Consider the following 21,445-nt stretch of genomic DNA (forward strand, 5'->3'; position numbering starts at 1 on the left):
CAGCTCCATGGCTAATGTTGCTGGGTACCGTGCCGTGATTGAGGCGGCCAATAACTTTGGTCGGTTCTTTACCGGTCAGATTACCGCTGCAGGCAAAGTGCCCCCCGCCAAGGTATTGGTCATCGGCGCTGGTGTTGCGGGTCTTGCTGCCATTGGTGCGGCCAAAAGTTTGGGTGCGATTGTCCGTGCCTTTGACACTCGCCCCGTGGTAAAAGAGCAAGTCGAGAGTATGGGTGCCCAGTTTCTAGAGCTGGAATTTGAAGAGGACGGTTCCGGCACTGGCGGCTATGCCAAAACCATGAGCAAGGAATTCATCGAAGCAGAGATGGCCTTGTTTGCTGAGCAGGCCAAAGAAGTCGACATTATTATTACGACAGCCCTGATTCCTGGCAAGCGAGCGCCGCTATTGGTGACCAAAGACACCGTAGAACTGATGAAGCCCGGTTCTGTAGTAGTGGACATGGCCGCCGCTCAGGGTGGCAACTGCGAAGTGTGCCGAACAGGGGAAGTCTATCGCCACCATGGTGTGACGATTGTGGGACTGACCGACCTAGCTAGTCGGATGGCCGGACAGTCGAGCCAGCTCTATGGCATGAACTTGTACCACCTGCTCAACGACATGGGTGGTTCTGAAGGTTATACCGTTAACTTCGAGGATGAAGTGGTGCGCGGGGCTCTGGTTAGCCACGAAGGTCAGGTGACCTGGCCCGCGCCTAAACCTGCACAGCCGGCACCGCCCAAGGTTGAAGCCAAGACTGAGGAACCTGCTGAAGCTGCCGCATCCGCTGCACCAAAATTCTCACTGCCCTGGAAGTGGATTGGGGTTGTCTTTGCGGCTCTTGCTCTGATCGGTATTGGTATCGGTGCACCGACATCGTTTCTATCCCACTTCACTGTGTTTATCCTGGCCTGCTTTGTGGGCTGGCAGGTGATCTGGAATGTGTCGCCATCGTTGCACACACCTTTGATGAGTGTGACCAATGCCATTAGCGGCATTATCATCATCGGCGGCATGCTACAGATTTCGGGTCAGCCGATGTCGCCTACGGTGATTTTGGGTGCGATCGCAATCTTCATTGGCACCATCAACATCGCAGGCGGATTCCTAGTCACCCAGCGCATGCTGAAAATGTTTCGGAAGTAGAACCTCTCCAAATCGTTGGCTTCGACTCCGCTCAGCCAACGATTTGGTCCGTCCCCTTCGACTCCGCTCAGGGGACCCTTACAGACATTTCTCTACAACTTTTATCCCATGTCTAACAATCTTGTTTCGGTGGCCTATTTGGTCGCCATTGTTCTCTTCATTCTCAGCCTGGGTGGTTTGTCCAACCAAGAAAGCGCCAAGCGCGGCAACATCTATGGCATTGTCGGTATGATTATTGCCTTGGTAGCCACCGCATTTAGCGCACAGGTAAGCGCCTATGGCCTATTAGTAGTGGCGATTGTACCGGCTGTTGCCATTGGTGGTTTAGTGGCTTCTCGGGTAGAAATGACCGAAATGCCCGAACTGGTGGCTATTCTCCACAGCTTTGTGGGTCTTGCCGCTGTGTTGGTAGGCTTAGCTAGCTACCTGGGACCCGACCCCACGTTGGTCGGTGCCGAGGAAACCATTCATAAGCTAGAAATTTACATCGGCATCTTTATTGGTGCCCTCACATTTACCGGTTCTGTAGTGGCCTTTGGTAAGCTGCGGGCAATTATCAGCAGCAAGCCGCTGATGCTGCCTGCTCGTCACTTACTAAATATTGGCCTCTTGGTCGGTACCGTCATCCTGGGTGTTCTGTTCATGGGTGCCGAAGGCACCACCGGCTTTAACTATGTCCTCGGCATGGTAGCCCTTTCCTCTGTTCTGGGCATCCATCTCGTCGCAGCCATCGGCGGTGCCGACATGCCCGTGGTGATCTCCATGCTCAATAGCTACTCTGGTTGGGCCGCCGCCGCCGCCGGTTTCATGCTGTCCAATGACCTGTTGATTGTGACCGGCGCACTAGTCGGCAGCAGCGGAGCTATCCTCAGCTTCATCATGTGCAAGGCCATGAACCGCTCCTTCTTTAGCGTCATCTTGGGCGGCTTTGGTCAGGGTTCTGGCAAAGGCGGCAGCAGCAAGAGCGTTGAAGGCACCGTTAGTGAAGTTGATGTTAACGGCACGATTGAACTACTAGCCGATGCTCAGAGCGTGATCATTACGCCTGGTTATGGGATGGCCGTGGCTCAAGCCCAGCATGCAGTATCTGAAATTACTCGCATCTTGACCAAGCGTGGCGTTAATGTGCGCTTTGGCATTCACCCAGTTGCGGGTCGTTTGCCTGGTCACATGAATGTCTTGATGGCTGAAGCCAACGTGCCCTATGACATCGTGTTGGAGATGGATGAAATCAATGATGATTTCCCTGAAACTGACGTGGTATTAGTCATCGGTGCGAATGACACAGTGAACCCTAGCGCTATGGAAGATCCTGAGAGTCCTATTGCAGGCATGCCTGTGTTGGAAGTGTGGAAAGCTCGCAATGTTGTTGTCATGAAGCGGGGTATGTCTTCTGGCTATGCGGGTGTGGCAAATCCATTGTTCTATAAGGACAACACTCAAATGCTGTTTGGTGATGCTAAAGCGAATACCAATGCGATTTTGGGACGCTTACAGGACTCTGCAACAGAGCAGCCCAAGTTGGCCGTGATATAAAGTCACACTCAAATCGTTGCCCCTTGGGAAGATGACTGAAAGTTTTCCGTAGCAGTTTTTTACTCCCACAGGAAACTTGTATCGATGTAGGCCATGTGTCAAAACCATTTAACGGATAGAACATGATATGAAGCTACCTTCTAAATGGTTTTGACATTAAATTTTCATGACCGTTTGCACTATCACGGATGCTTTTTAGTTCGAAAAGTGGCTATATTGAAATTGTATACTTGTATGAATAGAGTTCATTTATGTCAGATTATTGCCTATCCACTTTGAAATAATTGCGCGAATCCTTAAATAGGGCATGGGTCATAGTAGCCCTGATTTTTAGGCTGAAATTGCAGGTTCTGCTTGGCAAAGCCTTGAAATCAAATTGCGTTTAATGGGAGGCTCAGATGTCAACTGCTGTTATAGATAATTTTAGTCCGCGACTAGAGAAAGTTCAAAAACTCAAGCGAGAAATCACGCAAGCTCAGAAAGGCAGAGTTGCTGAACATCGCTGCAGAGCCTTGGCTGGCAATATTATGCAGCTTACTTCCCTTGTGGAGAAAAGTTGGTCATCCTTATCACGTGATGAGCAAGAAGTTCTCAAGGATATGGCTTATTCAATATCGAAGCCTAAGAAGCCCACCCCATGGCAATTTTTTCAGGGTGTCTATACTTTATTCCGAGCCCACAAGTATGGCTACTACAGTTGCTTTCAAATGCTGGTAGATTCAGTCGACAAGCTTGTTGATAGTATTTTTTCGGCTATTGAACGCGAAGATCTATCTGAATGTACTATTGACTTTGATACACTCAGCGAGTCATCGTGTTTCGATAGTCCAGAGTATGGCACCTGCTCGGAGGAAATTGGTGACTGGCTCAACAGTTTATCGAGTAGTGCCTTGGAATAAGTTCACAACTTCGTACAAGGCTTTAGTCAAGGCTCATTACGGTAAGAAGAACAAGAGAAAGTCTCTGAAGGAATTCGATGTACTCGTAAAGGACTTTCTTGAAGGACTTAAAGAAGATCCAAAACCTTCAAGCTCTTATCTTGAGCCATTGCCAAAATCTAATCAAATACCCAAAGAGTGTGAGTTTAGAAAAATGAGGTGGCGTCGTCTTCCAGGCTTAGATGGCTCTGCTGCTTACGGAAGATTACTGTATCTAATTTTTCATGATCAGAAGATAGTTTATCCATTTTGGATTTACACGCATGCTGAATATAGTCACCCCAAATCTCGACCACCAAACAAAGAGATTCTTATGGTAATGAAAGCAATTATCAATCACGCGTGTACACATTCAGAATAGTGATAGAAATACGCTATTCTCTCTAGCTACGTTGCCCTGTGCTGAATTCCCCGGCACAGGGCAACGTAGCTAGGGCGTGATCGCACCTCCTCAGCCGCGATCGCGCCGCCCTAATCGACCTGCACCTTCTTGGTCAAAATCGCCATCACCTCATTGGGTCGTCCGGTGGGTAGCGGACGGCTCCAGTCGTTGGGCTCGGTGTAATTATGCTGATGCAGTTGCTTAATAGTAGTCTGTACAAAGCTCAAACTACCTAGCAGCAGATGCCGCCCAGTTTCGTAGGCATAGTCTGGCAGCAAAGCAGACTGACCAGTGAGCACTGATGCGCTCTGATTGGATTCTTGAAACATGGTTCTGGTTCTCCAGATAACAACAAGGAAAGCCAGAACCTAACAGCCCGACCCCCGCGACGCATAACAAATCGCAGGGGGTGAGGCATAATAAGCCCATCCCAAGGATTGCTTTGGAATCCGCGGGTCAGCCATCGGCTAGGTGGTAGTGACACCTGCCGATGGTGCCAAGATATTAGGTCCCAGTAGAACAGCTGCTCTATGCAGCATTGGCTAACTGTAGAACGGGGGTTGGGATTTCGTCAAGCTGGTTGTAATGGCCTGTATCGCTGCGTTGTCAAAGGTCTTGAGAGGCAGATCTAACCTTGGAAAATCATGGTTTTGCGGGATTAACTGCCAAAAACGGCGGATAAGGGTCTAATTTGGGTAGCGAGGGTGGCGCGATCTCCAATTCTAAAGATAATCTATATCACAGAGTCGTACATTCACCTACTCGCTAAGCTTGCCTTATCGTGTATCAACCAGATTCAATATGCGTGGATTGAGTCCCTGGAAAACGTTTCCAACCTGCCTCGTAACCTTTACAACACTTTCTGCTTTATCTTCAGAACCAATCGCCACATCCTGGCAACCAGGCCATCCTATCGTTGAACCTCAAGGTATTTATCAGCTAAGCGATGGTCGCCTAGTGATGGGACAGCAGTGCTGAGCGCACTCTCAAGTCCGCACCATTACTATACAGGCGTACTAAGTTCTAAGCTACACTGATTAAAGTACTAAGCACATTTTCTGCTGTGAATAGCGTTGAAAAAGTTCGTCACGATCTCATACAGATTATTCAAACGCTTCCTGAACAATGGCTCAGGGAGATTTTTCAGTTTGTAGAATTTTTGCGCTATCGGGCTAATTCCACAGAGAATGTATTGGCTGATCAGGAGCCAGTTGCAGAAAATCATTCCTTTGCATATGAGCGCTTGGTAGAAACTGGGTTTATTGGCTGTGCTGAAGCCGAGCCTGATCTGTCGGTTAATTACAAATCATATTTGTCAGATACACTAAACGCTAAACATGGTGATCATTGATACAGGTGTATGGTTGGCTTTAGCAAATCCCAAAGATAATCATCACAGTAGAGCATTACAGTCACTTGCTCGTATTAATGAACCTTTAATTACTACTTGGCCTGTCATCACAGAAACCTGTTATCTGTTATTGACCAGACTCGGAAATATTGCCCAATCTAAGTTTCTAAAAAATTTAGGTCTGGGTACATTCGAAATTTTTGATCTTTAGAGAAGCCAGGGTCAGCGGATTGCTACGCTGATGAATCAATATTCAAATTTACCAATGGACTTAGCTGATGCTTCGTTGGTAATTCTGGCTGAGCATTTAGGGCATGGACGAATTTTGTCAGTGGACCAGCGGGATTTCAACACATATCGCTGGAAAAATCAGCATCCTTTTGAGAATCTTATGTTGCAATAATTTTGGACCGAAGCGATCTGAATACGCCGCTAGAGGCATCAGCGAGTATTGGATAGTGGATCCGAGCAAGGAACAGGTCCTGATTTTGATCTGGACAGATGGTTTATACGAAGAACTTGCTTTCCGGCAGGCACAGCGCCTAAAGTCTTCGTTGTTGCCAACATTAGAGTTGACAGCACAACAACTGCTAGCGGGTTAAAAGAGTGTTGCTGATTTTCTCGGTATTAGCAGCGAGGAGGCAGTTGCCCCGTGGCTGACGATCGTTAGGAGACAACTAAATCTTTTGCCGGTTCAGCTTCTGACTGTTGGCTCAATTCATCCAAAACTGCGACCAGTTCTCGCTCGAACAATACCTGGGCACGGTTGGTACGTCCTCCCACGTAGAGCTGATTGCCCTCTTGCAGCGCCCAAACCTGGGAATGGGAGATATAGCTCATGACCACCCCTAGCATCAGCAGGCCAAACCCTAAATAAACGAAGGGCACACCTGGATCGGCCTTAATCTGCAGGCCGGTGCTGCCAATGATTTCGGTGACCGATAGGGTGACGCCATTCACATCCACCGACATGCCTTCTCGCACGGTGGAAATCAGCTGACCTTTTTCGCTGTAAACCAGCAGCGTACCCTGGAGATCTTGCGCGATTAGCGATACTCCGGTACTCATGTCGGGCTTGGTCGGTACCCAAGTACCCCAGAGTTTGCCGCCATCTTCCGTTTCAATCGGGGCCATGGGTAGCTGCAAAATGGGGCTGTTGTTCACCTTTACCCGCACTCCGGCGATGGACCAGTCTGCCTGATACATGGTGACATTGCGATAGCGCAGGGGCTGATTCACCCAAATCGTTTTGCGTTTAACTTCCTCACCCTGGTCGTCTAGCACTGACAGGTCTGAGTAAAACTGGTCTACGCGACCTTCGGGGCTATAGTCAATCCAAAAGCGATTGACTTTGACTGACCAGTCTTTAGGAATCTGAGGTCCGGCCCAGGGTCCAGCATCAAACACGTTCTGTACGGTAAAAGTATTGCCGCTGGGGATGATTTCTTGGGCAAAGAACCCGGTCATGGCTCCATACATGGCCCCTAGCAAAATGATCAGCATGCTGGCATGGACTAAAATTGGCCCAATGCGGCCCGCTAACCCCTTGTGGGCATAGAGCATGGTGCCGTCCTTGTGAAAGGTTTTGTAGCGTTTGCTTTCTAACAAGTCGGTAAGCTGCTCAAGGTTGCCCTCGCTGAGTTCAGTGCTCAGGGCCATTTTCTCAAACTGGCGGGGCTTGCTGTAAAAATTCCAGGTGCGGGAGAACCAGCGCAGGGCGGTAATCTGTCGGGTAAAGGTGCAGGCGGTGAGGCTGCTACCAAACAGGATTAACAACGATAGATACCACCAGGTACGATACACATGGTCTAAACCTGCTGTGAGTAATACTTTCCAGCTGAGGAAACCGAAGAGGGCCGGGTCTTCGGGATAGTTCTCTTGGTAAAAGGCGAGTCCTTGCCCCTGCTCGATGACGGTGCCTAGGATGCTGAAGACAGCGATAACCAGCAGTAGGACAATGGCCAGACGCAGATCCGCCAGGAGTGGAATTAGATCCTTTTTGAAGTAGCGTTTGAGGGCAGCAGACATAAGGATATAAACGTAGGGTGGGCAGTGCCCACCGTTTACTGATAATTCTTTTTGGTGGGCACTGCCCACCCTACGCAACGGGCATAAATCGTGACACCAATGAAAACACACCAAAGCCTATGAGCAAAACACCGCTAGCAGGGGTAATCCAGCCGGACCATTGGCGAATGGCAAGAATTTTTTTGATGGATGCGGTAAAGATACCGGCGATGACCAGGGGCGCAACATAGCCGATGGTATAGGCCAGCAGCAGCGAGCTACCGAGCAGCGGATCGCCGGTTTGCCCAACCCAGGCCAGCAGTGTTGCCAGTACCGGTGTGCTACACGGGGAGGCGACTAAACCGAATGTCAGACCTAGTAAATAGGACTTGAGCGACCTGGGAATATTGTTTTGCATAAAGTCCGCGCCGCTGTAGGACGGCAAGGGCGGCAGCGGCAGTGCTTCGAGCAGATTGAGACCCATGATGATTGCGATCGCACTCACCACAATGGGCAATCCCACTCCCACCTGACCGTAAACCCAGCCCAGACTGCTGGCTACGATTCCCAGCCCGGCCAGTGTGGTCGCTAACCCCAGCGCAAACCAGAGCGACTGCCCCACTGCCTGCCAACGATTTTCTAACTCGTAGCTGCCCATGTAGCCCACCGTAATCGGCAGCATGGAAAGCATACACGGTGTCAGGCTAGTGAGTAATCCAGCTGCAGCAATGATGGCAATACTGGCCGGGGACAGGTGATCGAGCTGAGCACCGACCCACTGATTCGCCAACTGGCTAAGGTTATAAAGACTAAGCTGGATCGTTTCCCACATAGAAAAATGGACAACCAAAAATGAAGATACCGGCCCAAACGGCCAGCTTCTTTATTGTAGTTGTATCGAAGTCGTTGTATCGAGACGCCTAACGGCTTCTGATCCGTTTTCGCTTGCGTCCAGGTTTACGACTAAGCCGAGGAGCGGCCACATCCTGAGGTCTGATATCAGGCCGCGGACGCAGGGGTGAACGGCGGCGAGTCTTTTTTGCGGTGGTCAGATTGGCTACCGGGGCGGCAGTTGCCTGTGGCTGCTGGGTATGGCGACGACGACGACCACCCGGTCGATACCGCCGGGGGCGCAGCGGCTGCTCGGTCATGGCGACAATATCGGCCTCATGGGCTTCTCGCGCCACCCGAATCAATAGCCCGGCAATCACCAAGCTGGACATCATCGAGCTGCCGCCGTAGCTCATCATAGGAAAGGGTAGCCCGGTGGTTGGCAACGACCCGGTGGCGACACCGATATTAATCAGGGACTGTCCCACCAGCAGCACCATACAGCCAATGGCCAGCAGCCGGTTAACCGACGACTTAGCCTTGAGCGCCACTAGCAGGGCCACAGTACTAAACACCGCCAAAAACAGCAGTAGCATCACCGCGCCGATAAACCCAAACTCTTCGGCATAGACCGAAAAAATAAAGTCGGTGTACTGAATCGGCAAATAGCCTAGCTTTTGTTGCCCCATGCCAAACCCAGTGCCCCACAGGCCGCCAGACCCAATGGCGTACAGGCTCTGTACGAGCTGATAGCCGTTATCACTGGCCTGGGACCAGGGATCGAGGAATGAGATAATCCGCTCTCGCTGATAGGTTTTGATACTGACGCTCAGCACAGCGGCTAACGCCCCAGCCCCGGCGGTCATTAGTAAATGCCGGTAGGGACGACCGGACGACCACGCGATCAGCCACAGGGTAATGCCACAAACAGCGGTGGTACTCAGATTGGGCTGAACTAAAATTGCCACTAAACATAGGGTAAATACCCCCAGCCACAACCAGCGTCTGGCGACCGAGAACCGATGCCAGCGGCCAAACAGTCTGGCGCTTTGTAAAATCAAAAAAGGCTTGAGCAGTTCAGAGGGCTGAATCAGAAAAGGCCCCAGGGGCAGCCAGCGGGTCGCGCCGTTAACCGTCACCCCCAGACCGGGCACGTGGGTAGCCAGGATCAATCCTAAGCATACAAACAGTCCCATGCCGGCACACTGCATGACCATTCTCAGAGGATTGCGGGTAATCCACCGAGACATGAGCAGACCCACCAGAATCCAAAGAATTTGCACTTTGAAATAGCGAGCGCCATCACCAACTTCGGCATCAGCTACGGGGTACGAGGCTGAAAACAGCACCACCAGGCCGATAAATAACCAAAGCATGGTCAACCATCGCAGTAGCCTGGCTTCCAGTGCCCAATCTTGCACTGAAAAGAAGTTAACAACGCCTGCAAAACGAGTCAGATTCAATGGACAAATTGATGTAGGAGTGCTTAAGAGATAAAGAAAACCATCGACCTTGTCAAGGGGCAAGCTTGGAAAGGCCGATGGTATTTAGTAGAGGACATGAAATTTATCGTCCACGTAGGGGCACGCCCCTACAGGAGAAACCCTATTGGCCGATAGCCGGAGCCTTATTGGTGGGAATCGTACCGATGGGTAATGGAGGCTGGCTATCTGCGATCGCAAATAGCTCTGTGCGCAAACTCTCGCTAATCTGCATGGTCTTGGCGTCATAGACCTGAGTTAGCAGCTTGGGATACAAACCAAAGCCAATAATGGGCACCAGCAAGCAGGCCACAATAAACACCTCGCGAGGCTCGGCATCAATCAGCGCCTCATGCTCGATCAGCTCCTTATTCTCAGGGCCAAAGAAGATTTCGCGCAGCATCGACAGCAGATAAATCGGTGTCAAAATTACACCCACCGCCATCAGCAAGATCATCACCAGCTTGAAGTTAAAGCTGTAGGCATCACTGTTGGCAAAGCCCACAAACACCATCAGCTCGGCCACAAACCCACTCATGCCAGGCAGCGCCAGGGAGGCCATGGAGCAGGTTGTAAACATGGCGAAGATTTTTGGCATCTTAGTCCCAATACCGCCCATTTCCGGCAGAATCAGGGTGTGGGTACGGTCATAGGTAGCCCCCACCAAAAAGAACAAGCTGGCTCCAATCAAACCGTGAGACACCATCTGGAGTACCGCACCGCTCATACCCAGGTTGGTAAACGAGGCAATACCAATTATCACAAATCCCATGTGGGAAATGGACGAGTAGGCAATCTTACGTTTGAGATTACGCTGGGCAAAGGACGTAAGTGCCGCGTAGATAATATTAATCACCCCAAACAGGATTAGCCCTGGCGCCACAATGGCATGGGCATCGGGCAGCATCTCCACATTCATTCGAATCAGGGCATAGCCTCCCATCTTTAAGAGGATGCCCGCCAGCAGCATATGGACCGGAGCCGTCGCCTCGCCGTGGGCATCGGGCAGCCAGGTATGCAATGGAAAGATGGGCAGCTTGACCGCATAGGCGACTAAGAAGGCCGTATACAGCCACAGCTGTAGCCGAATCGGATACTCCTTGGCCATCAGCGCCTGCATATCAAAGGTGATGGTGTCACCGTAGAAGGCCATGGCCAGGGCCGCCACCAAAATAAACAGAGAGCCCCCCGCCGTATAGAGAATAAACTTGGTGGCTGCATACAGCCGCCGCTTACCCCCCCAGATGGACAGCAGCAGATAGACCGGGATCAGCTCCAGCTCCCATACCAGGAAGAACAGCAGCATATCCTGCACAGCAAATACGGCGATCTGTGCTCCGTACATCGACAGCAGCAAAAAGTAAAAAAGCTTGGGCTTAAGCGTCACCGGCCAGGCTGCCAGGGTGGCCAGCGTCGTAATAAAGCCGGTGAGTAAAACCAACGGCATTGAGAGGCCATCCACCCCTACGGACCACTTAAGATCTAGGGCTGGCACCCAGCTATAGCTTTCTACCAGCTGCATTCCCGAGACCGTTGGGTCATAGGAGGTAACAAAGGCAGTAACGATCAGGGCAAAATCAATTAGCCCGACAATCAGGGAGTACCACCGCACAGTTTTGCCATCCGTATCAGGGATGAGTGGCAGCAGTAACGCCGCCACAATCGGCAGCATAATAATGGTGGTCAACCAAGGAAATGTTGCAAAATCCATAGACATATAAGGCCAGTTTTTATAGCAGTGGCCACATCGTTTAGGCCGTTTGGCCCCAAAATATCGATGGCGATGCGGCTGTAGGGATCGGCTGTCGCTTGGCTGCTGCCACCTGAGTGAGCAGCCATCAGGCCTCGCTAACCACTGTAAGAATAAAAATAATGATCCCCAGATTATCTGCGGGATTTCTTAAAGGTGTGTAATGGGAACGTTACACACCTTTGTAAACGACTTTTTTAGATGTTTTCCGAGTGACGCTACTGTGGCTCCAGCAAAAATATGGGGTGATGCTCCAGACGATCTAACTTGCGGACCTGATATTGCTCGGATGTGTCGTAGTACTCCAACAGAGGGTCAGATGGATAGAGCAAAAAAGTCGTTAAAGTCGTTGTATCGAATGTTTCAAGCTGTTCTAGGGGGGTGTCAACGGCAATCAAGAGCTGGGTATCCGCTGACAGGTAATGGCTTAGCTCTAATGTTTGCCACTGGACTTTGTCAGTAATCAGTAGGGGGTTGGGAGCTGAGCTGATCGCCTGTACGATGGCAAAATTGTCCAGGCTCAAGGGCTTGGTCCACCATGTCTGGGCATTGGCGCTAGCCACGTTAGAGACGATACCTGCACCGAGCACGGTCATCAGGACAACACTCCAGCCAGCGCTAGACATCTTCTGCTTGATGGCCAGGCCACGGGCAATGGCATAGGCTACCGTCAGCTGCAGACCGAGATACGTAGGAATAAAGTAGCGACTCACGCTAGAGCGACGCCCACCCGATATCAGATCTGGCAAAATCAGCGCCGATGCGGTGACCACGCTTAAAAAGAGAATAAAAGAGTATGTGGAGCGGGGGGCGTGTCTCAGTAATCTGTACGCACTGTAAAACACTAAGGCCAGTGCCCCTAAGGCAGGTACAAGCACAAACAGCATGGGAGAGCTGGCATCGAGGTTAATGTCAAAAAACAACCGACAGATGTTGCCCACCCAGGTCTTGGCTAAGCTGACCACAGACGTGTCGGCATAGCGCCAGGTACTCATGCGATCAATATTGCTGTGAATTGCCCACAGCCAGGGCGAGAAGCAAAGGAGACTCAGGGCTATCGTCAGGGCAAAGCGAGTCAGATGAACGGTCTTTCTAAAGCTGGGGTTGACGATGACGTAGAGGCCATGGCTAAAAATCACAAAAAGCGTAAATGGGAAGGTATAAAGCCCGGCAATAGTGGTGACTCCATAGCCGAACCAGTCACGCCATGTCTGACGTTTGAGGGCTCTCAGTAAAAACAGGCTGGAGAGCAAGATCGTCAGGGTCCAGAGGCTAAAGGGTCTGGACTCTTGGGCATAGAGAATATGGAAGGGTGAAATAGCAACCATTGCGGCGGCGAGTAGCCCAAATAGAGGGGGGCCTGCTAGCTGCCTGGCTAATCCGTAAACTGCAGGGATCACCAGTAGACTAATCAGCGCTGATAAAAGTCTGGCCGCAGCGATGGAATGACCGCTCACGCTCAGCCAAAGTCGGGACAAGAGGTAGTACAGGGGCGGATTTTGCGGTTCGACTTGGGCCAGCAGTTTGATCATGTCTACGGCAGATTTATCTGCAGAGGGGTACTGGTATTTGCTCAGGAGGCCAACGCTAAACGGCGTGTCTTTAGGCAAATCGTCACGAATTTCAGTAATTGAATAGCCTGCCACCCGAGAGGCGTTGATAGTTTCGTCATGCCAGTAGACTTTTTTCTCGATATTAAAAAATCGAAAAAACATGCCCAGGACAATCACGATGACTAGGGCAATTTTCCATCTTTCCAGGAATTTCATTACGGCCTGGCGGCGATCACCACACGGTGCCGAGAACTATTTTGGGTCTGAGTTGGCGGCTCAAAACCGGCCTCTACGATGGCCTGGTGTAGATCTAAGGAAAAGTATTGATCTAAATAGGGTTCAGTACTCTTAAGCAGGGTGAGCACGTAGGGCGGCAATTTTTTATAAACCTCTGACTGGGGGTTCATTTCCATGATGGCGAGGTGACCGCCGGGGCGCAAAATTCGATGAGCTTCTTGGATGGCAGCCCGAATAGCGGTTTGGGGCAGCTCATGAAAGACCAGGGAGATGGAGACCAAATCGGTGGACCGGGCAGGCAGGCCAGTGGCTTCGGCAGGGGCGTGCAGCCAGGTAATCGCCGGGGTGTTGTCCAGCGTCAGCTGTGGGTCGTGGGCAGGATGGACAATCTCCATCGGCTGACTCGCTTGATAGCGGGCGACGGTGAGAAAGTAATCGGAGAGGTCCACACCGGTAATGTGGGCCTGGGGATAGGTTTGCTGTAGGGCACGGGTGCTAAGACCGGTGCTACAGCCCAGGTCAACGATGGTATTTGGAACATCGGGCAGCTGGTCCACTAATACATCTAAATAACTTTGACGCAGACGGATATCGCCTCGGGCATCACCCTCGGGCCAAAGGCGAGCATGGACGGCTTTGGCGGCGACGGTGGCTTCTAACGCAGGCTCCCAGCCCAGGTTGCCTTCTTCGTAGGCGTGGAAACTGGTGAGGTAATAGTCGGGGTATTGGAGGGTGCGATCGCAAATCTCCGCCCTTTCTTTTTCCCACATCGGATGCAGCCCCTGATCGCCACCGCGAATTTTCAGCTGGGTGGCCTCATTGAGCCAATACACCCCGATGGACTCCGCCCGTTTGATCATCATGTTACGGGCGCGATCTTTAGCAAAATTCGCCAGGGGCTTTACCGCCAGGGCTCCATTGATCAGACGGTTAATCGAGCGAGTCGCAAGGGCGTTCATATAGGAGCGTCTTAGAACATACGTGGAACAGTTTAAGTATCTCAACGTGCAACAGCGTAATTTTTGAGAAAACGTTAACCTAGATAGCCATCCCTCTCCCTAAATCCCTCTCCCCAGGGAAAGGGACTTCAAATACTCACCTCGAATCCAGTCTATGTCTGTCGCCGCCTATTTCAACGCCGATGAAAACGGCCACAAGTCCTTTGAACTGCCCGGTGCATCCCCCCACTACAACCCCGATCGCCCCGGCCAGGTTGAGCACATTGCCCTTGACCTAGACTTTGATATCCCTAAAAAAAGCTATAGCGGCACCTGCACCATTACCCTCAACCCCGTGCGTAACGGCGTAGATAGCTTAACCCTAGATGCCGTCAGCCTGACCATCACCTCAGTCACCATTGGGGATGAGCCCCAACCCTTTGACTACGACGGCGAGCAGTTGCATATACATCTGACTAAGCCCACATTGGCGGGCCAGGCCATCGCTTTGACCATCGCCTATGCCGTCAAGGAGCCCCAGCGCGGTATTTACTTTATCGCTCCCGATGAACACTACCCCGATAAACCCCACCAAGTCTGGACCCAGGGCGAAGATGAAGACTCCCGCTTTTGGTTTCCCTGTTTTGACTATCCGGGGCAGCTGGCCACCTCTGAGGTGCGGGTGCGGGTGCCGAAAAAGTATTTTGCCCTATCCAACGGGGATCTAATTTCTACCGAAGACGATGGCAAGGCCAAAATTTACCACTGGAAGCTAGATAAAGTACACCCCAGCTATCTGATGACCCTGGCCATCGGTGAATACGACAGCATTGAAACCGAGTGGCGCGGTCGTCCTGTGCGCTACTACGTTGCCAAGGGCCGGAAAGACCAAATCCAGCTGACCATGGGCAAAACGCCCCAAATGATGGAGCGGTTTAGTCAGGTCTTTGGCTACGACTATCCCTTCTCTAACTACGATCAGGCCTGCCCCGCTGACTTTATCTTTGGCGGTATGGAGAATACCACCACCACCTTGCTCACCGACCGCTGTTTGCTAGACAAACGCGCCGCCATCGACAACCTGCGGTCTGAAACCCTGGTGGCCCATGAGCTAGCCCACCAGTGGTTTGGCGACCTGATTGTGATCAACCACTGGTCCCATGCCTGGGTGAAAGAAGGTATGGCCACCTACTCTGAGGTGCTATGGCTAGAGGAAGCCTACGGTCGAGATGAGGCCATGTACTACCACCTCAACCACGCCCGTGACTACCTAGCCGAAGACGCCAGCCGCTACCGACGCCCGCTGGTCACCCACATTTACCGAGAACCCATCGAGCTGTACGACCGGCACATTTATGAAAAAGGCTCCTGCGTTTATCACATGATCCGTCAGGCGCTGGGCGATGAGCTATTTACCAAAACGCTGCAAACCCTGCTCACCGATAACGCCCACAGTACTGTCGAAACCGTGGACGTGCTGCGAGCCATCGATAAAGCCACTGGCAAGAACCTGCGCTATCTGTTTGATCAGTATGTCTATCGCGGCGGGCATCCCGACTATTCTGTGACCTACAGCTGGGACAGCGACAGCAATCTTGCCAAGCTGATGGTGACCCAGACCCAGGTGGCCGATGGTAAATCCCAGGTCCAAGAGGGGCTGTTTGACCTCAAGATTCCCATTGGCTTTGGCTACGGTACCGGTAAAACCGTCGATGTGCAAACCGTCACCGTCAGAATCCATGAGCGCCAGCAGGCCTTCTACTTCCCGCTACAGAAAAAGCCTGATTTTATTAGTTTTGATGTGGGCAATCACACCCTCAAAACTATTCAGCTAGAGTATCCCCTCAAGGAACTCCAGGCCCAGCTTCAGCATGACCCCGACCCGATTTCCCGGCTGTACGCGGCCAAAGCCATCGCCAAAAAAGGCACCCTAGAAGCGGTGAAAACTCTCAGTGCAGCCTTGGTCAACGATGCGTTCTGGGCGGTCCGGGCCGAAGTGGCCGAAGCCTTAGCCACAATTCAGTTAGATCAGGCCGTTACTGGCTTGTTAAAAGGGTTGGAGGACAAACATCCCAAGGTACGACGCGCGGTTGTAAACGCTCTAGCCGGGGTAAAAACTGTCGAAAGTTATAAGGCCCTAAAATCTGTTGTCGAGAAAGGCGATAAAAGCTACTACGTTGAATCAGCGGCGGCCATGGCCCTGGGCAAAGTCGGTGCCAGTACCCTCGATAATGGCAAAAACAAAGAGAAGAAAACGCTTAAGCTGCTAGAAATGGTGTTAGAAAAGCGCGCAGGCTGGAACGAGGTGGTGCGCTCGGGAGCCATTGGTGGCTTGAGTGTGTTTAAGTCCTCAGAAGCCGCGCTGGATCTGTTGCTGCCCTATACGGAGATTGGGGTACCTCAGGCGCTACGGCTGACGGCGATTCGAGCGTTGGGACGAATCGCGGCGGGGCAGAGTAAGGGGGGATGCGATCGCATCCTAGACCGTCTCGAAGCCATCGCTCGCGAAGAGTTTTTCCTGACTCAGGTGGCTGTGGTCATGGCCCTGGGGCAAATGGAAGTGTCTGGTGCCGTGCGAGTGTTGCGAGGACTGGCAGAACAAAGCCCTGACGGTCGGGTTAAACGCCGGGCGGAAGAGGCCATGGGTAAAGTGCGTAAGGCCATCGGCGCTGACAAAGCGGTGGATGAATTACGCAGGGATCTCGATGAGTTAAAACAGCTCAATCGGGATTTAAAGAGTCGGCTAGAAACATTGGAGGCCAAGGCCAAGGCTGAAAAGAAAGCTAACGATTGAGATTAGTTGTGAGCCCATGGGGACGGCCATTGTCTCCATGGGCCAGCAGCTGTCTGCCAATCATTGCAATCAGGGCTGACAACCTCGAAAACATGGATATTCTTTCTGCTTTACCCTATCCCTATCCACTGCCCGATACTTCCCAGGCACTTGCCTTAGTCATTATCGACATGCAGCGAGACTTTCTCGAACCGGGTGGATTTGGAGCAGCCCTTGGCAATGACGTATCAAAACTACAGGCAATTGTTCCCCCGCTGCAGTCACTACTGGCCACCTTTCGCGCACTAGGCTTGCCCGTTATCCACACCCAAGAATGTCACCAACCCGATCTGTCCGACTGCCCTCCGGCAAAACTCAGACGAGGCGGAGAGAACAGTCTCAAGATCGGAGATACTGGCCCCATGGGACGGATCTTGGTCCAAGGGGAACCCGGCAACAAAATTATTACTGAGCTAGCCCCCATAGCTGGAGAAACCGTGATCGCCAAACCAGGAAAGGGGGCTTTTTACAACACACCTTTGCAACAGGTGCTAACAACTCGCGGTATTACCCATCTCCTGTTTACTGGCGTGACAACAGAGGTGTGCGTGCAAACCACCATGAGAGAAGCCAACGATCGGGGCTATGAATGTCTTCTGGTGGAGGATTGCACTGAGAGTTATTTTCCAGCTTTTAAGCAATCTACCCTCGAGATGATTAGAGCCCAGGGGGGCATTGTTGGCTGGACAGCGGATTCTACAGCAGTGAAAACAGCTTTAGAAGCATGGCTCAGGCCGTCTTGATTGTTGTTGTAATAGAAGATTTCTGACCAGTTGGGGAGCTGCGGCTAAATAACATACCCAATCAATCCGGTTTCGACTCCGCTCAACCTTCTAGCTTCGAGAGTTGAGCGGAGTCGAAACTCGATCTACGGGTATTTCATTTTCGAGCCAGCCTCCTTAATCGCGATAATATCGCTGCTCAAGCCAATCCCTCGCTTCAGCTTCAGAGAGCCAGCCTGAGTGCTGCTGCGTTGTTGGATCATAAATGGTGTAGGAGATGGTGCCGTTGCGATCGCATCGCTGGCTAACCGTAGGCTCAGACGAACCGGTAGCAAACTTAACAAGAGATTTCCAAAACGCATCTAGAGCCAGGGCCTGGGTAAGACGCTGCCACCGACCTTGGCCACCAGAGTTTTGCTGAGGAGATGATGGCTCATCCGGCTGTAAAAGAATATAGGGCTGAGATAACGTCCGCTGGAATTTCATACTATTCGCCTCCATCCAATGCGGAGTATTCATCTACTGCCGCCGTACATAGAAGTATTTTTGCGAAAAAATTTTGATCAGAACAGAGCCAGTTGCGCTAAATTGTTATGGGTACAGTTCGAACAACTTAAACTGTACTGGCACTTTATTCGCTCAACTGTACAGGTGTGCCCTGAACTTAGATGTGTCTAGATTTGCTTAGAGAGGAGATTCTCCATGGCCGTTCAACAGCTCTCTACTTTGTCCCTGCTAACAACAGCAACCGACCAAACCCTCTATGAGCAGGTGGCAGACCGGATTCAGTCCCTCATTCGTGAAGGCATCCTGGCACCGGGCGATCGCTTGCCTTCCGTACGCAAACTTAAGCGACAGCTCTCGGTCAGCATGTCCACCGTCCTCGAAGCCTATCGCCTTTTGGAAGATCGCGGCATCATCACGGCTCGGCCCCAGTCAGGTTATTACGTCAAAGCGACAGCGCTTGCCCTCCCGGATGAACCGTCCCAATCTGCCCCACCACCTCAGGTGCGGCCCGTGGATATTTCTCTCATGCTGCGACTGCTGCGTACGGCCCAATCGCCTGAGGTCATTCAGCTGGGTGCGGCAGTGCCTGGTGTAGAGCATTTTCCACTCAATACCTTGAACCGTTTGGTCGGGCAGGTAATGCGGGCCGATCCGATGGCGGTTCATTCCTATAACACCGTACCGGGCTGTGAACCGCTGCGTCGAGAGGTGGCCAAACGCATGATCAATGCGGGTTGTTCTGTTGCACCGAATAACATTATCGCCACAGCGGGAACTACAGAGGCTTACTACCTAGCATTACGCACCGTTACCCAGCCAGGGGACACGGTGGTGATTGAGTCGCCCTCGTACTACGCGGTGCTAGAAGCGATGAATTCTTTAGGATTGAATGCCCTGGAATTACCCACCCATCCACGGGATGGCATTTCTTTGAATGCCCTAGAGGCCGCTTTGGAGAATCAATCGGTGGCAGCTTGTTTCTTGGTATCGAACTTTAGCAATCCCATTGGCAGCTGCATGGACGATAACAAGAAAAAGAAACTGGTTGACTTACTCAATCAGTACGATGTGCCGTTGATTGAAGATGATGTTTATGGAGATCTCAACTTTGAAGGCGAGCGACCCAAGGCAATCAAGGCCTTTGATACAGAGGGACGGGTAATATACTGTTCATCGGTGAGTAAAACTCTCTCTCCTGGATTACGGGTGGGCTGGTGTATTCCGGGACGTTATCACCAACAAATAGAACATCTCAAAGTTGTTGTTAGCCATATGACGGCGACGGCTCCCCAGCTAGCGGTGGCTGCTTTTTTTGCCAATGGAGGCTATGACCGCCACTTACGCCATTTACGCCGCGCCTATCAACAACAAATGAACCAGATGTTTCAGGCGATTCTCAACTACTTTCCGTCAGAGACGCGGGTGACGCAGCCCGCCGGGGGACATATCCTCTGGGTTGAAATTACCGGTGGTTTCGATGCCCTAGAACTGTTTGAAAAGGCGATTCAACATCACATCAGTATTGCCCCAGGGCCGATGTTTTCAGCCTCGAACGGATATCAAAATTGTTTTCGTTTGAATGCGGGGCTCCCCTGGTCGGACGATATTGAGCAGGCGATGAAAACCTTGGGCGATCTGGCGAAAAAGCAGCTGGCCCGTAAGATTTTGGCAGACTAGTGCTACTCGAGTTGGAGGGCGTTGCGATCGCGACCCGGCACATTCTCCAAACAATCCTCCACCCCTCGCGCCGCCGCCAAAATATCCCGTTCGGCTCCCCCCAGATATAGGCGGCCAAAGCTACCAATGGACGAAATTTGCAGAATATTGATATTAGCCGCCTTCTCAGCTTCGTTGGCAGCTAGGGATGCATAGGCCGCCGGTTCTACTTCCATTACATACAAGGTCTGCCCGGCCAAAATCATATTGCCGCGACGGGTGCGGTTGATTAGCTGGACGTGGTGCGGGTCTAGATTACGGATTACCTGGCTCGATACCATGCGCGGTTTTAAGCGATCGCGCATCTTGACGCCGAGGGTATCTAAGATAGCCTGTCCGGCTGCTTTAACTTCCCCCTGACTACTCGAGTGAATTTCCAGCAGGCCGTACAGGCGCTCTACCATCTGCACACCGGGGGTCACCACAGCTGCCTTGAGCGCTACGTCCGTAATGCGGTTAATCTCAATCCCTGGCGAAATCTCAATCCATAGAGAGGCATCGCCTGGAAGCGGCAGAAAGCCAAGAGAAACGCTGCCCATAAAAGCAGCGTGCTGCTGTTGCAGATTATCAATATATACGTAGCTACGAAGTTCTACACCCAAGGCCGCTTTACAATTTATAACCTGACGATCTTATCAGGTAACCGTCAGGCAACAGCGTATTGAGCAGCCGGTCAATCGATATGAGCTATGGTGCAGATTATGTAGAAGGTTAAAATATTTATGCGGAGACCGAACTGTAAGTCTGGAGTCGTCAAGCATGGAGAGCATTAAGGTACGGCAGCGAGTAGGGCCAGATGGCATTCTCTATCTTGAAATTCCGGTTGGCTTGACGGATAGGGACATGGACGTCATGGTTATTTATCAGCCAGCGCAGGTTTTGATAAATAAGACAACTTCCTTAGAACAGCTATATGGTATCTGTGCAGATGACCCGATTGGCATTGATGAGCAGGGCGTTTCAGAGGCACTTGATGACGATCTAGCAGGGGCATTTGATTAGGGATGCGCTATCTGCTGGACACCAATGTTTGTGTAGTGTATCTGAACGGTCGATCCGCTGCGGTTCGAGATCGATTACTGACAACGTCTATTGAGGAGATAACAGTCTGTTCAGTGGTGAAAGCTGAGCTATTTTATGGGGCGATGCGCAGTAATAATCCGTCTCGAACGTTAGAGCGACAGCAAGAGTTTTTGAGGCAGTTTGTCTCATTACCATTTGAGGATAAGGCGGCAAACTCATTTGGAAAGATTCGGGCACAGCTTGCAAGAGCAGGAACTCCTATTGGAGCTTATGATTTGCAGATCGCGGCGATTGCATTGGTGAATGATTTGACTTTAGTTACGCATAATACGCGAGAGTTTGAGCGAGTCGAGGGGTTGCAGATTGATGATTGGGAGGTTGAGAGTTGAGTCTGCTTCCGTCTCAGTGGACAATGACTACCTTGAAAATTATTTCTTGCTATCCCAACCAGGCATACTAGAGTTTCCCCAAGTTTGGGAGGGACAAATCTCCCCCC

Annotated in this window: 22 protein-coding genes; 12 read left to right on the top strand and 10 right to left on the bottom strand. The window is 51.4% G+C overall.

Annotated elements, in window-relative coordinates; translation table 11 throughout:
* From pntA to IQ260_RS04415, 3 genes are all read left to right on the top strand, one after another.
* Positions 1-1,144 (top strand): Re/Si-specific NAD(P)(+) transhydrogenase subunit alpha (gene pntA, locus IQ260_RS04405; RefSeq protein WP_193991240.1); only part of this gene is annotated, 1,144 nt, incomplete at its 5' end.
* A 108-nt stretch (positions 1,145-1,252) separates the two neighbouring features.
* Positions 1,253-2,680 (top strand): Re/Si-specific NAD(P)(+) transhydrogenase subunit beta, encoded by a 1,428-nt coding sequence (gene pntB / locus IQ260_RS04410; protein WP_193991242.1) that lies wholly within the window; start codon positions 1,253-1,255, stop codon positions 2,678-2,680.
* A 398-nt stretch (positions 2,681-3,078) separates the two neighbouring features.
* Positions 3,079-3,579 (top strand): hypothetical protein, encoded by a 501-nt coding sequence (locus IQ260_RS04415; protein ID WP_193991244.1) that lies wholly within the window; start codon positions 3,079-3,081, stop codon positions 3,577-3,579.
* A gap of 510 nt (positions 3,580-4,089) precedes the next feature.
* Here the strand turns inward: IQ260_RS04415 and IQ260_RS04420 are convergent.
* Positions 4,090-4,329 carry a hypothetical protein gene (locus tag IQ260_RS04420; RefSeq protein WP_193991246.1) on the bottom strand — a complete coding sequence of 80 codons (240 nt, stop codon included), beginning with the start codon at positions 4,327-4,329 and terminating at the stop codon, positions 4,090-4,092.
* A gap of 734 nt (positions 4,330-5,063) precedes the next feature.
* On the opposite strand from IQ260_RS04420, the gene IQ260_RS04425 reads away from it, so the two are divergent.
* The 4 genes from IQ260_RS04425 to IQ260_RS31625 are packed head-to-tail and all read left to right on the top strand — an operon-like array spanning position 5,064 to position 5,953.
* Positions 5,064-5,351, top strand: a complete 288-nt coding sequence (locus IQ260_RS04425) for a hypothetical protein (protein WP_193991248.1) — start codon at positions 5,064-5,066, stop codon at positions 5,349-5,351.
* Positions 5,338-5,562 (top strand): type II toxin-antitoxin system VapC family toxin, encoded by a 225-nt coding sequence (locus IQ260_RS30850; protein ID WP_228015543.1) that lies wholly within the window; start codon positions 5,338-5,340, stop codon positions 5,560-5,562. The genes IQ260_RS04425 and IQ260_RS30850 overlap by 14 nt, the downstream gene beginning before the upstream one ends.
* Before the next feature lie 30 nt (positions 5,563-5,592).
* Complete coding sequence (locus tag IQ260_RS30855) at positions 5,593-5,754, top strand: PIN domain-containing protein (protein WP_228015545.1); 162 nt, start codon at positions 5,593-5,595, stop codon at positions 5,752-5,754.
* On the top strand, positions 5,732-5,953 hold the full coding sequence (locus IQ260_RS31625; RefSeq protein WP_193991250.1) for a Uma2 family endonuclease: 222 nt from the start codon (positions 5,732-5,734) through the stop codon (positions 5,951-5,953). The genes IQ260_RS30855 and IQ260_RS31625 overlap by 23 nt, the downstream gene beginning before the upstream one ends.
* 64 nt (positions 5,954-6,017) lie before the next feature.
* On the opposite strand, the gene IQ260_RS04440 is transcribed toward IQ260_RS31625, so the two are convergent.
* From IQ260_RS04440 to IQ260_RS04470, 7 genes are all read right to left on the bottom strand, one after another.
* Positions 6,018-7,379, bottom strand: coding sequence for a cytochrome c biogenesis protein (locus tag IQ260_RS04440; RefSeq protein WP_193991252.1), 1,362 nt, complete (start codon positions 7,377-7,379; stop codon positions 6,018-6,020).
* 70 nt (positions 7,380-7,449) lie between these two features.
* Positions 7,450-8,190 carry a cytochrome c biogenesis protein CcdA gene (locus IQ260_RS04445; RefSeq protein WP_193991254.1) on the bottom strand — a complete coding sequence of 247 codons (741 nt, stop codon included), beginning with the start codon at positions 8,188-8,190 and terminating at the stop codon, positions 7,450-7,452.
* An 88-nt stretch (positions 8,191-8,278) separates the two neighbouring features.
* Positions 8,279-9,652 (bottom strand): FtsW/RodA/SpoVE family cell cycle protein, encoded by a 1,374-nt coding sequence (locus IQ260_RS04450; protein ID WP_193991256.1) that lies wholly within the window; start codon positions 9,650-9,652, stop codon positions 8,279-8,281.
* Between the two features lie 142 nt (positions 9,653-9,794).
* A complete protein-coding gene (locus tag IQ260_RS04455; RefSeq protein ID WP_193991258.1) occupies positions 9,795-11,381 on the bottom strand; it encodes an NAD(P)H-quinone oxidoreductase subunit 4 in 1,587 nt (528 codons plus the stop codon).
* Positions 11,354-11,509, bottom strand: a complete 156-nt coding sequence (locus IQ260_RS04460; protein WP_193991260.1) for a hypothetical protein — start codon at positions 11,507-11,509, stop codon at positions 11,354-11,356. Before IQ260_RS04460 ends, IQ260_RS04455 begins: the two co-directional genes overlap by 28 nt.
* Positions 11,510-11,638: 129 nt before the next feature.
* The gene (locus tag IQ260_RS04465; RefSeq protein ID WP_193991262.1) at positions 11,639-13,189 is read right to left on the bottom strand and encodes a glycosyltransferase family 39 protein; all 1,551 of its coding nucleotides are present in this window, start codon (positions 13,187-13,189) and stop codon (positions 11,639-11,641) included.
* Positions 13,189-14,169: a class I SAM-dependent methyltransferase gene (locus IQ260_RS04470; RefSeq protein ID WP_193991264.1), complete on the bottom strand. Its 981-nt coding sequence runs from the start codon at positions 14,167-14,169 to the stop codon at positions 13,189-13,191. The genes IQ260_RS04465 and IQ260_RS04470 overlap by 1 nt, the downstream gene beginning before the upstream one ends.
* 154 nt (positions 14,170-14,323) lie before the next feature.
* Between IQ260_RS04470 and IQ260_RS04475 the strand changes: the two genes are divergently transcribed.
* Both IQ260_RS04475 and IQ260_RS04480 read left to right on the top strand, forming a co-directional pair.
* Positions 14,324-16,942: a M1 family metallopeptidase gene (locus IQ260_RS04475; RefSeq protein WP_193991265.1), complete on the top strand. Its 2,619-nt coding sequence runs from the start codon at positions 14,324-14,326 to the stop codon at positions 16,940-16,942.
* A gap of 92 nt (positions 16,943-17,034) precedes the next feature.
* Positions 17,035-17,724 carry a cysteine hydrolase family protein gene (locus tag IQ260_RS04480; RefSeq protein ID WP_193991267.1) on the top strand — a complete coding sequence of 230 codons (690 nt, stop codon included), beginning with the start codon at positions 17,035-17,037 and terminating at the stop codon, positions 17,722-17,724.
* Positions 17,725-17,880: 156 nt separating this feature from the next.
* On the opposite strand, the gene IQ260_RS04485 is transcribed toward IQ260_RS04480, so the two are convergent.
* The gene (locus tag IQ260_RS04485) at positions 17,881-18,222 is read right to left on the bottom strand and encodes a hypothetical protein (RefSeq protein ID WP_193991269.1); all 342 of its coding nucleotides are present in this window, start codon (positions 18,220-18,222) and stop codon (positions 17,881-17,883) included.
* A 183-nt stretch (positions 18,223-18,405) separates the two neighbouring features.
* Between IQ260_RS04485 and IQ260_RS04490 the strand changes: the two genes are divergently transcribed.
* A complete protein-coding gene (locus IQ260_RS04490; protein WP_193991270.1) occupies positions 18,406-19,887 on the top strand; it encodes an aminotransferase-like domain-containing protein in 1,482 nt (493 codons plus the stop codon).
* Between the two features lie 2 nt (positions 19,888-19,889).
* Here IQ260_RS04490 and IQ260_RS04495 read toward each other — a convergent pair whose 3' ends face one another.
* Entirely contained in the window at positions 19,890-20,528 is a 639-nt protein-coding gene (locus IQ260_RS04495) for a hypothetical protein (RefSeq protein ID WP_193991272.1), read from the bottom strand.
* Between the two features lie 157 nt (positions 20,529-20,685).
* Here IQ260_RS04495 and IQ260_RS04500 point away from each other — a divergent pair, with 157 nt between their 5' ends.
* Positions 20,686-20,928, top strand: a complete 243-nt coding sequence (locus IQ260_RS04500) for a hypothetical protein (RefSeq protein WP_193991274.1) — start codon at positions 20,686-20,688, stop codon at positions 20,926-20,928.
* 2 nt (positions 20,929-20,930) lie between these two features.
* Positions 20,931-21,338 carry a type II toxin-antitoxin system tRNA(fMet)-specific endonuclease VapC gene (gene vapC, locus IQ260_RS04505; RefSeq protein WP_193991276.1) on the top strand — a complete coding sequence of 136 codons (408 nt, stop codon included), beginning with the start codon at positions 20,931-20,933 and terminating at the stop codon, positions 21,336-21,338.
* The last annotated feature ends 107 nt before the right edge of the window (positions 21,339-21,445 follow it).

Source organism: Leptolyngbya cf. ectocarpi LEGE 11479 (assembly GCF_015207065.1).
GTDB lineage: Bacteria > Cyanobacteriota > Cyanobacteriia > Phormidesmidales > Phormidesmidaceae > Leptothoe > Leptothoe ectocarpi.